General features: G+C 34.8%; 7 protein-coding genes, 1 tRNA gene and 1 pseudogene. 7 read left to right on the top strand and 2 right to left on the bottom strand.

Annotated features, from left to right (window positions below):
• Positions 1-233: 233 nt before the first annotated feature.
• The 3 genes and pseudogenes from BU038_RS12470 (at position 234) to BU038_RS03820 (ending at position 10,827) form a co-directional block, all read left to right on the top strand.
• On the top strand, positions 234-1,064 hold the full coding sequence (locus tag BU038_RS12470) for a hypothetical protein (RefSeq protein ID WP_199219681.1): 831 nt from the start codon (positions 234-236) through the stop codon (positions 1,062-1,064).
• 196 nt (positions 1,065-1,260) lie between these two features.
• A pseudogene (locus BU038_RS12820) lies at positions 1,261-1,360 on the top strand (YSIRK-type signal peptide-containing protein); the annotation flags it as partial.
• 464 nt (positions 1,361-1,824) lie between these two features.
• Entirely contained in the window at positions 1,825-10,827 is a 9,003-nt protein-coding gene (locus BU038_RS03820; protein WP_107604891.1) for a GA-like domain-containing protein, read from the top strand.
• 293 nt (positions 10,828-11,120) lie between these two features.
• Here the strand turns inward: BU038_RS03820 and BU038_RS03815 are convergent.
• Positions 11,121-11,210: transfer RNA gene (locus BU038_RS03815), tRNA-Ser, on the bottom strand.
• Between the two features lie 365 nt (positions 11,211-11,575).
• On the opposite strand from BU038_RS03815, the gene BU038_RS03810 reads away from it, so the two are divergent.
• Both BU038_RS03810 and BU038_RS12390 read left to right on the top strand, forming a co-directional pair.
• Complete coding sequence (locus BU038_RS03810) at positions 11,576-12,409, top strand: helix-turn-helix domain-containing protein (protein WP_107604890.1); 834 nt, start codon at positions 11,576-11,578, stop codon at positions 12,407-12,409.
• Positions 12,410-12,564: 155 nt separating this feature from the next.
• Positions 12,565-13,716: a hypothetical protein gene (locus BU038_RS12390; RefSeq protein ID WP_142402588.1), complete on the top strand. Its 1,152-nt coding sequence runs from the start codon at positions 12,565-12,567 to the stop codon at positions 13,714-13,716.
• 561 nt (positions 13,717-14,277) lie between these two features.
• Here the strand turns inward: BU038_RS12390 and BU038_RS03805 are convergent.
• Positions 14,278-15,390 (bottom strand): DsrE/DsrF/DrsH-like family protein, encoded by a 1,113-nt coding sequence (locus BU038_RS03805; protein ID WP_107604889.1) that lies wholly within the window; start codon positions 15,388-15,390, stop codon positions 14,278-14,280.
• 183 nt (positions 15,391-15,573) lie between these two features.
• Here BU038_RS03805 and BU038_RS03800 point away from each other — a divergent pair, with 183 nt between their 5' ends.
• Positions 15,574-16,029 carry a MarR family winged helix-turn-helix transcriptional regulator gene (locus BU038_RS03800; protein ID WP_107604888.1) on the top strand — a complete coding sequence of 152 codons (456 nt, stop codon included), beginning with the start codon at positions 15,574-15,576 and terminating at the stop codon, positions 16,027-16,029.
• A 166-nt stretch (positions 16,030-16,195) separates the two neighbouring features.
• Entirely contained in the window at positions 16,196-17,839 is a 1,644-nt protein-coding gene (locus tag BU038_RS03795) for an alpha-keto acid decarboxylase family protein (RefSeq protein WP_107604887.1), read from the top strand.
• Positions 17,840-18,142: the final 303 nt, after the last annotated feature.

Raw genomic sequence — 18,142 nt, 5'->3', positions numbered from 1 at the left:
AAATCCCCGATTTTGTAATTAAGTACAATTGAATTTAGAAAAAAGTATTCAACTTTTACGATTAATAAGCTATGATAAACAAAGTTAACTCTCATAAGAGCTCCCTTTTTAATTCCTAATACAAACATTTTCTAGTTTGTTTCGACACTTTTAATTCACTTCTAACTATCACTTTTTAATCCATTTTTTTAGCACTTTTTCTTAATTTTAATGACTCGATAGGAGAATCAATGATGGACTATACCTACAATATTTTTACTTCATCCGTATGTAATTTTGACTTAATGCACGATAACCAATACATTACTGTGTACTTTGTGATAAGCGGTTTAGCAAAAGTAACCATAGACGAAATTGAATTAGAATATGGTGCTGGTGATATCTTTGTCACAACACCAGAAATGAAATATTCACAAATCCAAAGTATCAATGGCAGTATTGTTTGCCTTTCTATCAACAAAGTGCACTTTAATAAATATTATTTAAGAAATGCGCGCAACATCACTAAAACCGATCAAACACAACTGAGTATGAAAAAGGCATTTATGAACTACATTCGTTTTATGTATGAAGAAGATTTATTTATGGCAGATATCAATATCATCAAGCTTATTAACTATCTGCACATATATTACAGTGAAAGTGAAAGCTACATTTTTAATTTCACTACAAATGAGAATGTGTTGAAAGCTGTCTCGCATGTTAATCATAATTTTAAAGCACCATTAAAGTTGAGCGATGTAGCACAAGTGATTTATGTAAATAGCAGCTTTCTTTCAAGGAAGTTCAAAGAAGAAATGCAGATAGGGTTTAATGAATATGTAAGACGTCTCAAACTTTATAAATTAGCCGAAGAATTACTTATTCGAGGTAATGAGAATGAGCTTTGGAAAGAGTATAATTTTGCGAGTTACCGTACATATCTTAAAAACTTTAAAAACCAATTTCATATGAGTCCCAAAGAATTTATTAACCAAGCCCAATACTATAAACGGGCAGAAAATATGATATCCGAATTGATTTATAGAGAAGCTTTGGCCTATTTAGAAATGGTAAACAACTAAGATTTTAATTAATATTCATCGCTTACACTTTTTTTACTTTTGGCATGCACTTTTTTTACTATTCCTTTGATGTCTATTTATTTTCGAAAAAAATCAGTTAATATAAATTTTGTTCTCTTAAAAAGAGGATGTCAGCAAATGATTTTTTAGAAAAGAACACTCAGCATATAGACAAAGACACATCGGAGGAACAGCAATGAAACAACCCAATCGTAGACTTGATTTTTTGCCTAATAAGCAAAACAAGTACTCTATCCGTAAATTTACGGTAGGAACCGCTTCTATCCTTGTAGGAGCAACACTCATGTTTGGCCTCAGCCATGACGCCCAAGCAGCAGAAGAACAAACATCTAGTACAGACACCACTCAAACTCAGTCTGAATCACCAAAACCTAACTCAGACACAACGTCTCAACCAACTCAAGAGACACAAACAACAGCAGTCGTTACACCACCTGTAACAACAGAAGCTCCTGCCTCTGAAAATACTGCTTCTCATAATCCGGAATTAAACCAAACAACATGAGAAGCACCGACAACTACAGAACAAGCACCACAACCAGAAGAAACAAAATCAACAGAAAAAGAAACAACTCCAGAATCTACACCAACGATTGAACCAACAACAGAATCAGCTCCATCGACTCATACACGTACAAAGCGTTCATTAGACACAGACCCACCAGTTGAACAAGTTAAAGCACCCGTCAATAATGAAACGTACAATGGAAAAATCATTGATTATAATAGCAGTAATCTAGTGAAGAAGGTAGCGAATCCAGGACAAACAGTGGCCCCAGATTATATTGATTTTTCACCTAAATTTAAAGATTATGACAGTAAATCTTATTCTTTCCTGACAAACAAAGAAACAGTGACAAGTACAAAAACTACAATTACAAATGGTGGCGGTATTCACGCCTACTTTGGTGATTACATTAAACTCGATGATAAACAACCTGAAGCTTATGTATATATCAATAATGTAGGTACAGCGAATGGTCATAAAGTAGATGCCTTGGTACATGTCAAAATGGATCCACCATCTAAAAAGTTTCCAACAAATATAAGATATTTCTTCACATCAGGTCGAGATATGTTATCAATGACTTCTCAAGATGGGGGCGGTGCAACAGCTAACATTAAATTCATGTCTAATATCGATAAGACAAAACTAGACGGTTTTTATAATAAAATATCTAATGGTACGTCTATTACTTCTGTTATAGAAGGTTTAAAGAATCTTAATGATACACTTCACCCTGTAAGTGGATTATTAAATATTTATGACCTTGATGATTATGATCGAAATAAAGAAGTAGATGTTAGAAAGTCTGTCACTTTTAATCGAAACGAAATCAACGAACTGTATATTAGTAATAAAACTCATTCAGAGGCAACAGCTAATTTAGAGTTAAAAGACAACAAAATTATTATTTCTACAGGTGAACATCCAAAAGGTCCTGTTGAAGATTATCCAAATAGAGTAACTGCTACTTTCAAAGATAAGAGTGAATTGACTTATAGTATGACTGGAAGAAATGTATCAGGTACAGCGTTTCATGTAAAAGGTATCTTATTAGTACCGGTACAACCTTATACAGTTCAAGTCGATAATCCGACAGGTAACGATGATGCGAAGGTTACAATCACACAATATATTCCAACAAGAGAAGTTCACCAAACAGCAACTTTGCCAAGTAAAATTGAAATGACAGCAGAATTTCCTCAAGACATCGTAGCGAATGTACAACCTAATACAAACTACTTTACTGCTACTCAAAATAATACAAACAAAGTAGTTCTAACTAATAGCAACACTGCATTAAAACAACAAAACTTCTACGACAAAACTTATACGCCTTCAATCACTTTGAAACATAGTTTAACAACTGAAGATATCAGCACAAATTCAGAAAAATGGACAAAGTTAAAAACGTATTACGATGGTAATGTATTAAATGTTCCTGTGAAATGGTCATTTGATAATGGGACAAAGCATATTGAAAACCTAACAACAGATTATCAAACCGTTGCATTAAAACTCTCTGATGAACTTAAAAAAGAAATTGATAAGCAAATTATGGCAGAAGCAACCGCTTCGGTTGAAGAAGCTAAAAAAGCGCATGCCCAAGCAAAAACAACAGCTCAAACAATCGCTGCCGACCAACTTGTAAGCAAAAATGAAATAGACGGTTTACAAAATGAAATTCAAACAGCAACAACTAAGAAAAATGATGCGCAAGCAAAAGTGAATCAATTGCCTGAACGTTTAAAAGCAACATTACAACAAGAATTAGATCAATTAACTGAAATTGTCTTACCAAAAGTAAATGATGAGAATAACAATTCAATCTCTGACGATCAAGATAAGTTGATAGCAGAAGCTGAGCAACTGTTAAAAGAAGCACAAGAGGCTGAAAGCAAAGCGAAATCAACACTAGAAACAGCCAATGAAAACAATGCGATTTCTCCAACTGAACATGATAATTTATCAGCACTTCAAAAAGAATTTGAAACTAAGAAAAAAGCAGCAGAAGCAAAAATTAAAGAAGTTAATGAGAAATATCAATCTCCTTTAATTGAAAAATTGAATAAGCTTGTGGGTATTGCAGTTCCTGTAGTAAATGACAAGAACAACAATGGTAAACCAGACGAACAAGATGAAAAGGAACAACTCACAGCAGCTTTAGGTAATGTTGAAGACTTAGTTAAGAAAGCAGAAACTGCAGACCAAACAGCTCAGTCACAATTACAAAAAGCAAAAGAAAACAACCTAATTAAGCCTCAAGAACATACAGAATTAACCGCTGCAAAAGAACTTGCAACATCATCAAAGTCAACAGCAGAAGAAGCAGTTAAAACATTACCGTTAGAACAACAACAATCATTCTTAGACAGATTGAATTCTTTAAATGGAATTGTTGTACCAGAAGTTAATGATAAAAATGAAAATGATATCCCAGACACTCAAGATGAGTTAATCAAGTTGGCAGAGGCAGCGATTAAATTAGCTGAAGATGCTGAGAAAAAAGCAGTTTCTGAATTAACAACAGCACAAGAAAATCAGGCTATCAATCAAGAAGAAAATGCGAAATTAACAGAACTTCAAAAAGAATTTGAAACTCAAAAACAAGCAGCAACAGAGAAAGCTAATGCAGTTGATAAGAAGTATAACGATAAGCTATTACAGCAAATCAACGCATTAAAAGGAATTGAAGTTCCGGATGTTAACGATAATGATAATAACGGAAAACCGGATACTACTGATCGTGCTGAAACGAATCAATTGTTAGCAGAAGCTAAAGCAGCTATAGAGAGAGCAAAACTTGCTGATAAAACAGCACAAGATAAATTAACTGAAGTAAAACAAGATGATGTAATCTCACTTAAAGAATTAGAGGGATTATATGTTGTTGAAAATCAAGCTGACGAAGCAAATTCAACTGCAAGAGGTTTAGTAGAAACACTTCCAGAAAACATGCAAGCGCCTTTATTAGATGAGCTTGATGCATTGAACGGTATTGAAATTCCATCTATTAATGATACTGATAACAACAACATCCCAGATGAACAAGATACATTAATCGCAGAAGCTCAAGATTTATTAGCCGCAGTTAAAGCGGCAGATCGAAAAGCTAAAGATGAATTAACTAAAGCTGAAGAAGATAAAGCAATCAATCAACAAGAGCACGACAACTTAGAAAACTTACAACAAGATTTTACAACGAAGAAAAAAGCAGCTAGTGATAAAATCAACCAGATTGAAGAGAAATATCGTGGTGATTTGCCGACACAACTTGAAGCATTAAAAGGAATTACAGTTCCTGCAGTTAATGACACAGATAATAATGGTAAACCTGATAATCAAGATGCGAAAGAACAACAAGATGCAGCATTGAAAAACGCAGAAGATTTAGTTAAGAAAGCAGAAGCCGCAGACCAAGCAGCACAAACACAATTACAACAAGCCAATGCAGACAACTTAATTAAAGAAAAAGAACATCAAGATTTAACTGTCGCAAAAGAAAATGCAGATACAACAAAAGCAACAGCGGATACAGCAGTTAAAGCATTATCATCAGAATTACAAACATCATTATTAGAAAGATTAGCTAAGTTAAAAGGTATTACAGTACCAAGTATCAATGACAACAATGATAACAACATCCCAGATGAACAAGATACATTGATTGAAGCGGCTAAACTTTCTATAGAAGAAGCTAAAGCAGCAGATAAATCAGCTAAAGATGAATTAGCTAAAGCAGAAGCTGATAAAGCCATCAATCAACAAGAACACGACAGCTTAGATAAGCTACAACAAGATTTTACAACGAAGAAACAAGCAGCTAACGATAAAATCAACCAGATTGAAGAGAAATATCGTGAAGAATTACCAACACAACTTGATGCGTTAAATGGTATTGTAGTCCCGGAAGTGAATGATAAAGACAACAACGGTAAAACAGACGACATCGATCAAGCTGAACTTGAAACATTGATTAAAGCAGCACAAGCATCTTTAGATAAAGCAAAAGCAGCAGATTTAGCAGCAAAACATGATTTAACAAACGCAACACAAGATAAGTTGATTAATCCAACAGAACATCAAGATTTAACAGAAGCTCAGAAAACTGCTGTTTCAACAAAAGCAGACGCAACAGAAAAAGTGAATGCATTACCTGAAGCATTACGTGCACCTTTAGAACAAGAATTAACGAAATTAGACGGCATTAATGTTCCAGACATCAATGACAACAACAGCAATATGATTCCAGATATTCAAGATGATTTAGTTAAAGCAGCAGAATCAGCAATTGAAAAAGCAATAGAAGCTGACGCTTTGGCAAAAGATGAACTAGCAAAAGCAAATGAAAACCAAGCTATTTCACCAGAAAAACATCAGACACTAGCAAACTTACAACATGATTTTGAACAAAAGAAAGCAGCAGCACAACAAGCAATAGATGCAGTTGATTCAGCATATCAAGGTGTATTGCCTGGGAAATTAAAAGCATTAACAGGTATCACAGTTCCAGAAGTAAATGATAAAGATAATAATGGACGTGCAGATGATTTAGATTTGAAAGCACAACAAGAAGCAGCTTTATTAGCAGCAACAGCATTAGTTGAAAAAGCAGAAGCGGCGGATAAGACAGCAAAAGAACACTTACAAACAGCACAAGCTAACCAACTGATTACACCAAAAGAAAATACAGATTTAACTTCAGTTGAAGATGAAGCCGCTTCAATCAAAGCAGAAGCTAACAAGGCAGTTAACGACTTGCCAACTAACATGCAAGAACTTTTAATGAATCGCTTAGCAAAATTAACAGGTATTACAGTACCATCAGTAACAGACAACAATGAAAATAACATTCCTGATGATCAAGATAAGTTGATTTTAGAAGCGGAAGATTTATTGAAAGATGCCAAAGCCGCAGATCAAGCAGCAAAACAAATGTTAGCTGAAGCACTGAATCCGAACGAATTAATTGATACAACAGAACATCAAGCATTATTAGCAGCACAAGCTAACTTTGAGCAAAAGAGAGCATTAGCAAACGAAAAGATTAATGCGATTCAAGAAGCATATCGTAAAGGCCTGCCACAACAACTTGCAGCATTAACAGGTATTACTGTTCCTGAAGTGAATGACGAGGATAAGAACGGGATTCGTGATGACGTGGATCAAGCAATTGTTAAAGCGAAAGAAGCAGTTGAAGCTGCCAAAGTAGCTTATAACAATGCATTGATACAAATGGATGATATACAAAAAGACAATATCATTACACCTGAAGAAAGCTCAGAATTAGCAAAAACGATTGCATTAGCAGAAGGTAAAAAAGCTGATGCACAAGCATTGGTAGATGCATTATTATCAGAACCTACTAAAAAAACATTACAAACAGAACTCGATGCGTTAACGCCAATTGGACCACCACAAGTCAACGATGAAAATCATAATGGTGTGCCAGATAAAGATGACAGTTTGTTTGAAGAAGCGGCCAAAGCTTATGAAGTAGCTAAAGAAGCTGAAGCAACTGCACAATCAAAATTAGAAGAAGTTCAAGCAGATGGCGTGGTAAACCCTGATGAACAGACACAATTAAATGCGTTGCAAGAAGAATTTAAACAAAAGAAAGCATTAGCTGAAGAAAAGCTTGAAGCAGTTGACAGTAAATACAGACAAGATCTGCCTGAAAAAGTACAAGCGTTAACAGGAATTTCAATTCCATCTGTGAATGATAAAAATCAAAATGGTATTCGTGATGATATTGATACATTAATAGACAAGGCACAACAATTAATTAATGCGACTAAAGATATGTCGCAATTAGCACAAGCTAAAGTAGATGAAGCATCAGCAGATGGTTTAATCAATCCGAATGAATTAGAAGCATTAAGCGGTGCTAAAAACTTAGTAGAAGCTAATAAAGCTGCGGCGCAAGCGGCAATTGATACTTTACCAGCAGCGTATCAAAAAGACTTGCAGTTACAATTAGATGCGATTAATGAAATTACTTTACCAACTGTCAATGATCAAGATAATAACCACATTGATGATCATACAGATGCATTGAAAGCCGCTGTACAAGATTTAATTGATGAAGCAAAACGTGCCAATAACGTTGCACAACAACAACTAGAGTCAATTCAACAAGATCAATTAGTCACATCAAATGAACAGTCTGAGTTAAATCATCAAGTCAACTATGCGAAGACAGCGAAACACTATGCTCAAAAAGCAGTGGACATGATTGCTGAAAACTTAAGACCAGAGTTCCAACCACAATTAGATGCATTACAAGCAATCGACATTCCAGAAGTAAACGATAAAAATACAAATGGTATCGATGATAAGCAAGACCAATTGATAAGTGATGCATTACAAGCACTTAAAGCAGCACAAGCAGCAGAAGCTGTTGCGAAAGCTGGATTAGCAACAGCTCAAGAAAATACTGTCATTAATGATGATGAACATGATATGTTATCAAATCTTCAACACGCATTCTTAGCACAAAGAAATATTGCTGAGGATAAGGTCGCTTTAGTTGATGACGCATTAAAAGATGAGCTTTCAAAAATGCTTGATGCTTTAAAAGGTATTGAAGTACCAGCAGTCAATGATCACAACCATAATGATGTAGATGATACATTAGATCAAACGCTACAAGAGTTAATAAATGCAGTAAAAGCTGTACATGAAACAGCACAAAGTGATTTAACAAAAGCGAATGCAGATCACTTAATTACACCACAAGAACAAGACACATTGATTGAATCACAAAATCATGCATTAAAACTAAAAGCACAAGCAACTGAGACGATTCAACAAAGTAAGATTCCAACAGCAGTTAAAGATGAATTAATGAATGCTTTAGTGCAAATGCAAACTATCTCTATTCCTACCATCAATGATCAAAATGATAACGGTATCTCAGATGATATTGATACCTTACTTGATCAAGCAGAAGTACTTGTGGCACAAGCTGAAAAAATGAATCAAGATGTACAATCTGAACTTGATACAGCAAATGAAAATGGGTTGATTACTCCACAAGAACATCAAGCATTGTCACAACATCAATCCTTGTTTGAAGGTGCTAAAGATTCAGCACAACAAATTGTAAATCTACTACCAGAAGCATATCAGGCACCTTTTGAAGCACGTTTAAAACAACTTCAAGGCATCACAGTTCCAGCCATTAATGATCAAAATGCCAATAATATTTCAGATACAGATGATGCTGCATTAACTGAAGCAACAGAGTTTGTCAGAGTCGCACAAGCAATGGATGCTAAACTTCAAGAAAAACTAGCAATGAATACTGTAGATAGTTTAGTTACACCAAGAGAATATGAACAATTAGCACAATTACAAGCAATTTACGACGATGTGAAGGCACAAGCAAAAGAGAAGGTGAATCAATTACCATTAACATTACAAGGTAATCTTCCGGATGATTTAGCATTCCTTAAAGGTATTACATTACCAACAATTAATGATCAAAATGAAAACGGCATTGATGATAATGTAGACGCATTAACTAATGAAGCGAGAGATGCGGTAAAAGAGGCACAGTCAGCTGATAAGTATGCTCAAACATTATTTGATTCTACTGTCTCCGATAAATTAATTACACCACAAGAAAAAACATCACTAAAAACTGCACAAGAACAAGCGCAAACATTAAAAGCAACAGCAGAGACAAAAGTAGACGCATTGCCAAATGAATTAAAAGGGGATTTACCAGCATTATTGGCTCAAATGAAAGGTATCGACATCCCAGAAATCAATGACGCTAATGCGAATGGCACGAACGACATCCAAGATCAATGGTTAAGTGACACAGAAGTAGCAGTGAAGAAAGCGGAACTTGCAGATACAGCAGCGCAATCAGCATTGAAGATGGCAGTTTCCGACAACTTAATCACACCGCAAGAACAAACATTATTGAAATCTGCACAAGAACAAGCGCAAACATTAAAAGCAACAGCAGAAAGAAAAGTAGACGCATTGCCAAGTGAATTAAAAGGCGATTTACCAGAGTTATTAGCACAATTGAAAGGTATCGACATCCCAGAAATCAATGACATCAATGCGAATGGTACGAACGACATCCAAGATCAATGGTTAAGTGACGCAGAAGCAGCAGTGAAGGCAGCAGAACTTGCAGATAAAGCAGCACAATCAGCATTGAAGATGGCGGTTTCCGACAACTTAATCACACCACAAGAACAATCATTGTTAACGTCAGCTCAAGAACAAGCACAAGCATTAAAAGCAACAGCAGAGACAAAAGTAGACGTATTACCAAGTGAATTAAAAGGCGATTTACCAGAGTTATTAGCACAATTGAAAGGTATCGACATCCCAGAAATCAATGACATCAATGCGAATGGCACAAACGACATCCAAGACCAATGGGTAAGTGAAGCAGAAGCAGCATTGAAGAAAGCAATATCAACAAATAATACAGCTCAAATTGAACTTGAAAAAGTACTTTCAGATTATCATGTACAGGCAGAAGAACAAAAATCATTAATGATTGTTCAAGAGAAGGTAAAGACAACAAAAGAATCAGCACAAACAGCAATTGCACAGTTACCAACAGAATTAAAAGGCAACTTGATTTCAGAGTTAAACAACATAGAGAGTATTGAAATTCCAGCAGTAACTGAAGATACAACAACTTCTCTTGAAACAACTCCGAATGGAATGTCACCGGAAACATCTGCTACAGCAACTGTACAACCAGAAGAAACACATCAAGAAAATACTGATAAATCTTCTCTTAAGCAGTTAGGTTCTGAAATAACTTCATCAGTTGATTTAACTCCTGCCAGCGAAGTTAAACAAGAAATTAAAACAGAAAATACAAATAAACATCAAGTGATTACAAAACAAGAAGTAGTATCTTCTGAAAGTGCTTCAATAGATGTAGAAAAACATAACGAAATTACACCAGAGCAACAAACATCTAAAGATGACAACACTTCTGATGAATCAACAAATGAACACCAAGCTAATTCTCGAACTTTCAACGAACAAATATATCAAAATGATAAAGAGAATTCATCACAAACATTAAATGACTCATCAACTAGAACCACACAACCAGAACAAACAGTTTCTAATCAACATCAAAAAGCATTACCAAATACAGGTCAGTCACAATCCAACAGCATCCTTGTAGGCGGATTAGCCGCATTGATCGGTGCCGCATTCTTAGTAAGCAGTCGCCGTAGAAAAAATTAATATGTAAATAAAAGTCGTACTCATAGTGAGTGCGGCTTTTTTAATATCAGGGTGTCACGTTGTGTTTACACATTTTGACTGAACAATCACAATAGTATGCAGACAAAGATTCACCATAAAAAGAACCCCCATTCTATATCGGTAGAGTGGGGGTTCAGTAATTCTGAATTAAATGTTTGTTATTTAGTTTATAACACAATAGCGGGTGAAAACGTAAAAGTCATCATGAAACTTTTACATCAGATTAATAAAAAAGGATGAGACACTATTCAGTATCTCATCCTTTATCGTAGCGGAGAAAGAGGGATTCGAACCCCCGCGAGCCGTTAAGCCCCTGTCGGTTTTCAAGACCGATCCCTTCAGCCGGACTTGGGTATTTCTCCATAGCTTTTTAACACAAGATTTATTATATAGGAGAATGTGTAACGCGTCAATAATTTTTTTAATGAAATCCACAGAAATCATAAAGTAATTTTACATATACTTAAAGAAGGAACCAGAGTCTTTCTGGTTGAATGAAACAGATAAAAATATAACATTTTAGCACAAAAACTTACAATAAAGCATTCAATTTTCTGAACATTTAGTTTATTATAAAAAGGTGTAGTCTTATTTTGGATAATTTCATCAGTTATGAAAATTATCTACCTCAATCATCACTTCTTTCACACTTCTATTTTACTACTTGCTTTTCTATTGATATTTAAGAGAAATCATTCACATTATCATTTTATTAGGGGGGATATTTTTGGATTACAGTTACAATATTTTTCAAGGTTGGTCTTGTATAAAAGATAATTCGAAAAGCGAGGAGTACGTTAATATTTATTTAGTTTTATCAGGCACAGTCTTCGTTAAAAAGGGGGCACAGAACTTTACCTATAAAACAGGAGATCTTTTTGTTCAAAAACCGCATTTCACAAATATGGAAGTGGAGATAAAAGTAGGGAAAGTAGTCTGTTTATCAATTCACTACGTATATTTTAAGCCAGCCTGCTTAAAAGAAATCAATCATGTTGAAAGCAATTTTGAAATCCACCATATCATTAAAAATGATTATATCCAGGCATTACGTTATGTATGTGAAACAAATTTTGTGAAAGCGAATGCGACCATTGTTCGACTGGTAAGATACTTACGTGTTTACTTGGAAAACTTCGATATCTACTTATTCAATATGACTAATAATCCAACAATTAATCACATTATTGAGTACATTAATCACCATTCAGATGAAGCGTTAAAGTTAACGACTATTGCTGAAAGCTTTGATTTAAATATCAGTTATCTATCACGTGTATTTAAAGATGCAGCACGTATTAACTATAATGATTATGTCCAACAAGTGAAAATCTTTAATGTGGCAGAATACCTATTGCTGAACGGTGAAGATAATCAAAAAACAAAGGAAGTTTGGAAAAGATATTCTTACTCAAGCAAACGTTCCTTCCTGAATAATTTTAAAAAACAATTTAACATGGTGCCTATGGAGTATGTGGCTCAATCTCAAAAAAGACGTATCAAAAATAACGAACGTTCTCAAAAAGTCTATGATGAAGTCTTGAAATTCATGAATGACTAATTCCTATAAAGCGTGTACATCAGTACCGCTTTTTTATTTTGAGTTATACAAATCTAAATTAGTATTCAATCTAATAAAATCTTAATATTATTTTGCGACTGATAGGGTATAAGTTACTAACTTAGTGTATAAATTAAAACTATGGGGGAATTAACATGAAGATCAATATCGCACATGCTTTAACTAAAAGATTGGGCAAGTTAGAAAGCAACTTTAAACACTACGCAGATGATATGGCGTATTTAACTTTAGTATCAGGCATCGATAAGTCATTAAAAGATTTATTAGGAATTCAAGTTTTACGTCAAGCACAGTCAGAAACTGTTGCTAGAGAGATGTCACGTTTAGATTTAGCAGTCTTAGATCAAAATGAAATGACAGATATGGTGAAACTGAGAACTGTTTATGTACATGACTTTGAACCAAGCACTAGTGGTTTGGCAGGTCATGCGGTATCAACGATTCAACGTGACTTTACTGAACACTTAAAGAAAATGATGAATCCGCCTAAATCTTGGGTTTATAATGTTTCTGACCAAACAAAGTTCCATTATGCGGCAGTTTATATCGATGTCAAAGCTAAAAAAGACTTTGAATTACCAGAAACTAAAAGCGCATTTTTAAAACAATACCCTGAGTTGAAAGATGCTGATTTAATTTATAAAAGTATTCAAAAACACCAACAAGAACGCGACCATTCTATCGAAGAAATTGTAGAAGAACCTATACAAACAAATGTAATAGAACCTGCGTTAACAGAACATACTGATTTACAAGCGCGTCAAAGTGATATTCAAGCACTTTATAAAGGTGAGTATAAAGATTTCAAAGTGACTGTTTACTTACAAGTCTTAGAGTTGGGTTACCAATTAGACGAAGAAGATGAAGAAGTAGAAACAACACTTAAAACAGATGACAATGGTGAAGTCATCACAGTAGGTGAATTAGAAGAAGATTTCACTGCTGTGAAGGAAGAACCAACAAAAGAAGACAAAACGTCTTCAGAAAATGAATCTTCTGAAGATGACAAGTCTGAATCAGAGACATCAAAAGACGAAGAACAAGGCAAAGAAGATAAAGAAAAAGTAGAATCAAAAGACAAGAAAGACAAAGAGACAAAAGAGAAGAAAGATAAAAAAGGAAAAGATAAGAAAGGCGACAAAGGCAACAAAGGCAAGAAGGACAAGAAAGAGAAAGATAAGAAATCTAAGAAAAAAGATAAAAAGAAAGACGATAAAAAAGAAGATTCTAAAGACAAGAAGAAAAAGGACAAGAAGAAAAAAGACAAAAAGAAGAAAAAGAAATAACAGCGTTTAACGAATCCAATGAAGTTGAAAACAATAAAAATGAATTGGACAACCTTGTTTTAGATGAACCGCAATTTAATTGAAAGTGGGCTATAAATTTGGTAAGCTTTAGTTGTATTAAAATAGCCCTCAGTCTTATTAGACCGAAGGCTAGAGTAAAGGCTCACAATGCACAATTGTGATTACCAAACGAACCGAATGAGAGACTAGTTATGTTGCAGCATAGCTAGTCTTTTTTGTCGTTCTTGCTGATTAGAAATTTGATTGCGGTTGCTAAAAGTGTCACTTGCACAATTGAAGAGAAATTAATCGTGAGTTCATGGATTATAATGTCCATCCATATCACCTCACTTTCTTGCAGTTCAAGGCACGTGAGGTACTCACAATATAGTAGAACGACCTTTACTCATGAATTAAGTTTAGCATTTTACGAACGCGTTTTCAAAGAAAAAGCGAACAAATGTTCGATTAAATTTTAAAGTATATTAAGGGTGCTAAAAGAGTATGTAAAAAATCCTCTGCCTTATTTTGAAGACAAAGGATTTTAAATCATATGAACTATTAGATAAATAAATTATGTTTGGCATGTTCTGTATCGCCGATATACGTACCAACCCCGCCGATTTGTACATCATCACGTAACTCTTCTCGTTTAATACCCATGACATCCATGCTCATGGTACATGCGATCAGCTTAATATCGTTTTCGACTGCTTTATCGATTAAAGCAGGTAATGAATCGACGTTCTTTTGTTTCATTAAAAGTTTCATCATGAAACGGCCTAAACCGAACATATTCATTTTAGATAATGGCATGCTTTCAGGACCTTTAGGTAACATGAAATCAAAAAGTTTTTCTAATCCTTTTTTCTGAACTTTAGGCGCATCTGTACGTTTTAAAGCGTTCAATCCCCAGAATGTAAAGAAGATTGAAACTTCACGACCAGCTGCACGTGCACCATTCGCAATGATTAAAGCAGCTAAAGCTTTATCTAGTTCACCGCTGAATAACACAATCGTTGTGCCGTTATCTGATTCATGGACAGACATCGCTTTATCAGAAGGTTCTCCTTTTTCGATGATTGCTGTGACTTGTGACTCATCTGATTTTAAATCAATTAAGTGATGACCTGTTTGTTTTACCCAGCTTTGGATATCACTCGCAAAGCCTAAATCCGTAACAATTACTTCAACTTGTTCGCCAGGTTGCAGTTGTTGTATAACTTGGCTTAAATTCACAATCGGTCCTGGACATTGCAAGCCACTGTAGTTTAATTGTTTGCGTTCTGGTTTGATTGTTTTCTCAGGGTCAGTTGTTTCTGTTGTTTGTTGCGTGCTTGTAGATTGATTTTGTGGTTGTGATTGCGCTTCTTGTTGAGATAGATAGGCTTCATAACCGCCATTTAAATTAATCACATCAAAACCGCTGTCACTTAACATTTGACTGGCTTGTTGACTGCGTCCGCCTTTTTGACAATAGATGTAATACGTTTTGCCTTGGTCTAATGGAAATTTGGTATTTAACGTTGAAAGTGGATAATTCAGCGCATCTTCAATATGACCAGCTTCATATTCATCAGCTTCTCGTACATCAATCAGTTGATCTTGTGCCCCCATAGCTTGTAAGTCTTCATCAGTTAAGTCTGTGATTTGAACAGTTTTAAATCGAACCATTCGATCATCTCCCTTTTGTTCTATATTGATGTCATTGTACAAAGAATAAAGGCAAAATGCACAAGTTTCTATTTGGTTCCGTTTAGGAGAAATCATTAATCCTCGCTTTAGGTCTTTTATAAGACTTGCTATAATAAAGTTAATTATCAGAAAACAACATTTTGAAGTAAAGGACTGTAAATCATGACTGCACATAATAATGACTATGATCATCTCTTGTTCTATTTTGCCTATAAAACATTTATTCATACTGCTGATGAGATTATAGAGAAGAAAGGAATGCGCCGCCAGCACCATCGCTTCTTATTCTTTATCGATAAAGTCCCTGGTATTACCATCAGAGACTTATTAAGAAGTATGGAAATTTCTAAACAAGGCAGTCATCAAACGCTGAAAAAATTAAAAGATGAAGGTTTAGTAATTGAGAAAAAGTCAAAAATAGATGGCAGAGTGAAAGAACTCTATGTCACTGATAAAGGTCATGCATTAGTAACTGAAATCAATAAAGCCCAAAATAATTTACTTCAAAGTATTAAAGCAGACGTTGGAAATGATTGGAATGCGATGATGGAAGAACTCGCAAGCAAACGTCCAGGATTCCAAGAAGTAAAATATTTAAAAGGGGAACTTAAAGAGTAACCATAAAGGCCCTTAATATAGAATAAGTTTAGTACCGTCTTGAAAATTCAAGGCGGTATTTTTATATGCGTATAGCCATTCTAGTTAAGTCAACTTACTTGACCTAAAATATATGGAAGCGTTATCCTAGAATTGTATAAGAGAAAGAGAAAAAGGTGGAATGAATATGAATAAACGTGTTGGAGAGTATTTAATGGACTGCCTGAGTACTGCAGGCGTAGATAAAGTATTTGGTGTACCTGGAGATTTCAACTTAGCTTTCTTAGACGATATTATCAGTCGTGATGATATTGAATGGATTGGTAATACGAATGAATTAAACGCAAGTTACGCAGCAGATGGATATGCGCGCATGAATGGTTTAAGCGCAATGGTGACTACATTTGGTGTAGGTGAATTATCAGCGGTCAATGGTATCGCAGGTTCTTATGCAGAACGTATTCCAGTAGTCGCAATTACAGGCGCACCGACACGCAGTGTGGAACAAGCAGGAAAATATGTTCACCACTCACTAGGTGAAGGTGAATTTGATAACTACCGCAAAATGTTCAAAGAAATTACAACAGCACAAGGTTATATCACACCTGAAAATGCACAAGAAGAAATTCCGCGTCTGATTAATGCAGCCTTAGCTGAAAAAAGACCGGTACATTTACACTTGCCGATTGATGTCGCAATGACAGAAATTGAAGTAGAAGACGCTTATCAATTACCAGAATTCGAAGCGAAAGATGTCTCAAATTATATTGAGATGGTTAAAAATAAATTAAGCAGTGCTTCTCAACCAGTGATTATCGCAGGACATGAAATTAATAGTTTCAAACTGCATGACAAACTAGAACAATTTGTAAATCAAACACACATTCCAGTTGCGCAATTGTCATTAGGTAAAGGTGCTTTCAATGAAGAGAACCCTTACTATATGGGCATTTATGATGGATCAATCGCAGAAGAAAATATTAGAAATTATGTAGATCATAGTGATGCGATTTTAAATATCGGCGCGAAATTAACAGACTCTGCCACAGCAGGATTCTCATATGAATTCGATATTGATGACGTTGTAATGTTAAATCAACATAATTTCAAAATGAATGAAACAGAAGACCAAGATGTGACATTACCTGATTTATTAGAAGGTCTGTTAGAGATGGACTATGTGACTGATGTAGATTACCCACAATATAAACGTCCAGAAGCGGGTCAATATGAATTAACGAATGAACCTTTAACACAAGAAACGTACTTCAAAATGATGCAAGACTTTATCGCACCAGATGATGTGATTCTGGCTGAACAAGGAACATCATTCTTCGGTGCTTATGATTTAGCGTTATATCAAGCGAATAAGTTTATTGGCCAACCATTATGGGGCTCAATCGGTTACACATTACCAGCGACATTAGGTACACAAATCGCTGATCCAAATCGCCGTAACTTATTATTAATTGGTGATGGTTCACTTCAATTAACAGTTCAAAGTATTTCAACGATGATTCGCGAAAAATTGAAGCCTGTACTCTTTGTCATTAATAATGACGGCTATACAGTAGAACGTAAAATTCATGGTGAAAACGAACCATACAACGACATCTTTATGTGGGATTACAAAGCAATACCAGCAGTATTTGGTGCGAAAGATGACGTGAAAATCCATGATGTTTCAACAAGCGAAGAATTGAAACAAGCTTTTGAAGCTATTAAAGCGTATCCAGAAGTGATGCATTTTGTAGAAGTGAAAATGGCAATGCATGATGCACCGCATAAATTAGAAGCTATCGGTAAAGCTTTCGCAAAACAAAACAGCTAAAACTTATCTTAAAAAAACAAAACTCATAAAAATTACTGAGGTGTTTCACACTTTCAGTTTAAATCCCTGACTTTTAACGTCGGGGATTTTTTATATGTTTTTTGATTAATACGACGTTACCTTACCAAAAACTGTGCGATTTTAGAGTCTGATTTCAGTTTTTCTAAAAAAATATTTATTCGTATTAAATGTATATTAATGCATAAAAACATCTGATTAAGTTCGTTCAATTCGTTAAATTTAAACTTAACATAGGATTATAAGCGATTAGGACGCTTGAATTACTAATCTGAAATATATATT

The sequence above is a fragment of the Staphylococcus simulans genome (genome assembly GCF_003043455.1).
Classification (GTDB): Bacteria; Bacillota; Bacilli; order Staphylococcales; family Staphylococcaceae; genus Staphylococcus; species Staphylococcus simulans_A.
This window is presented reverse-complemented; position numbering and strand designations above follow the sequence as displayed.

Bases quoted from the DNA above. Each gene is read 5' to 3' on its own strand.
- BU038_RS12470 (WP_199219681.1), top strand. From the start codon at position 234: ATGGACTATACCTACAATATTTTTACTTCATCCGTATGTAATTTTGAC.
- BU038_RS12390 (WP_142402588.1), top strand. From the start codon at position 12,565: ATGAAGATCAATATCGCACATGCTTTAACTAAAAGATTGGGCAAGTTA.
- BU038_RS03805 (WP_107604889.1), bottom strand. From the start codon at position 15,390: ATGGTTCGATTTAAAACTGTTCAAATCACAGACTTAACTGATGAAGAC.
- BU038_RS03800 (WP_107604888.1), top strand. From the start codon at position 15,574: ATGACTGCACATAATAATGACTATGATCATCTCTTGTTCTATTTTGCC.
- BU038_RS03795 (WP_107604887.1), top strand. From the start codon at position 16,196: ATGAATAAACGTGTTGGAGAGTATTTAATGGACTGCCTGAGTACTGCA.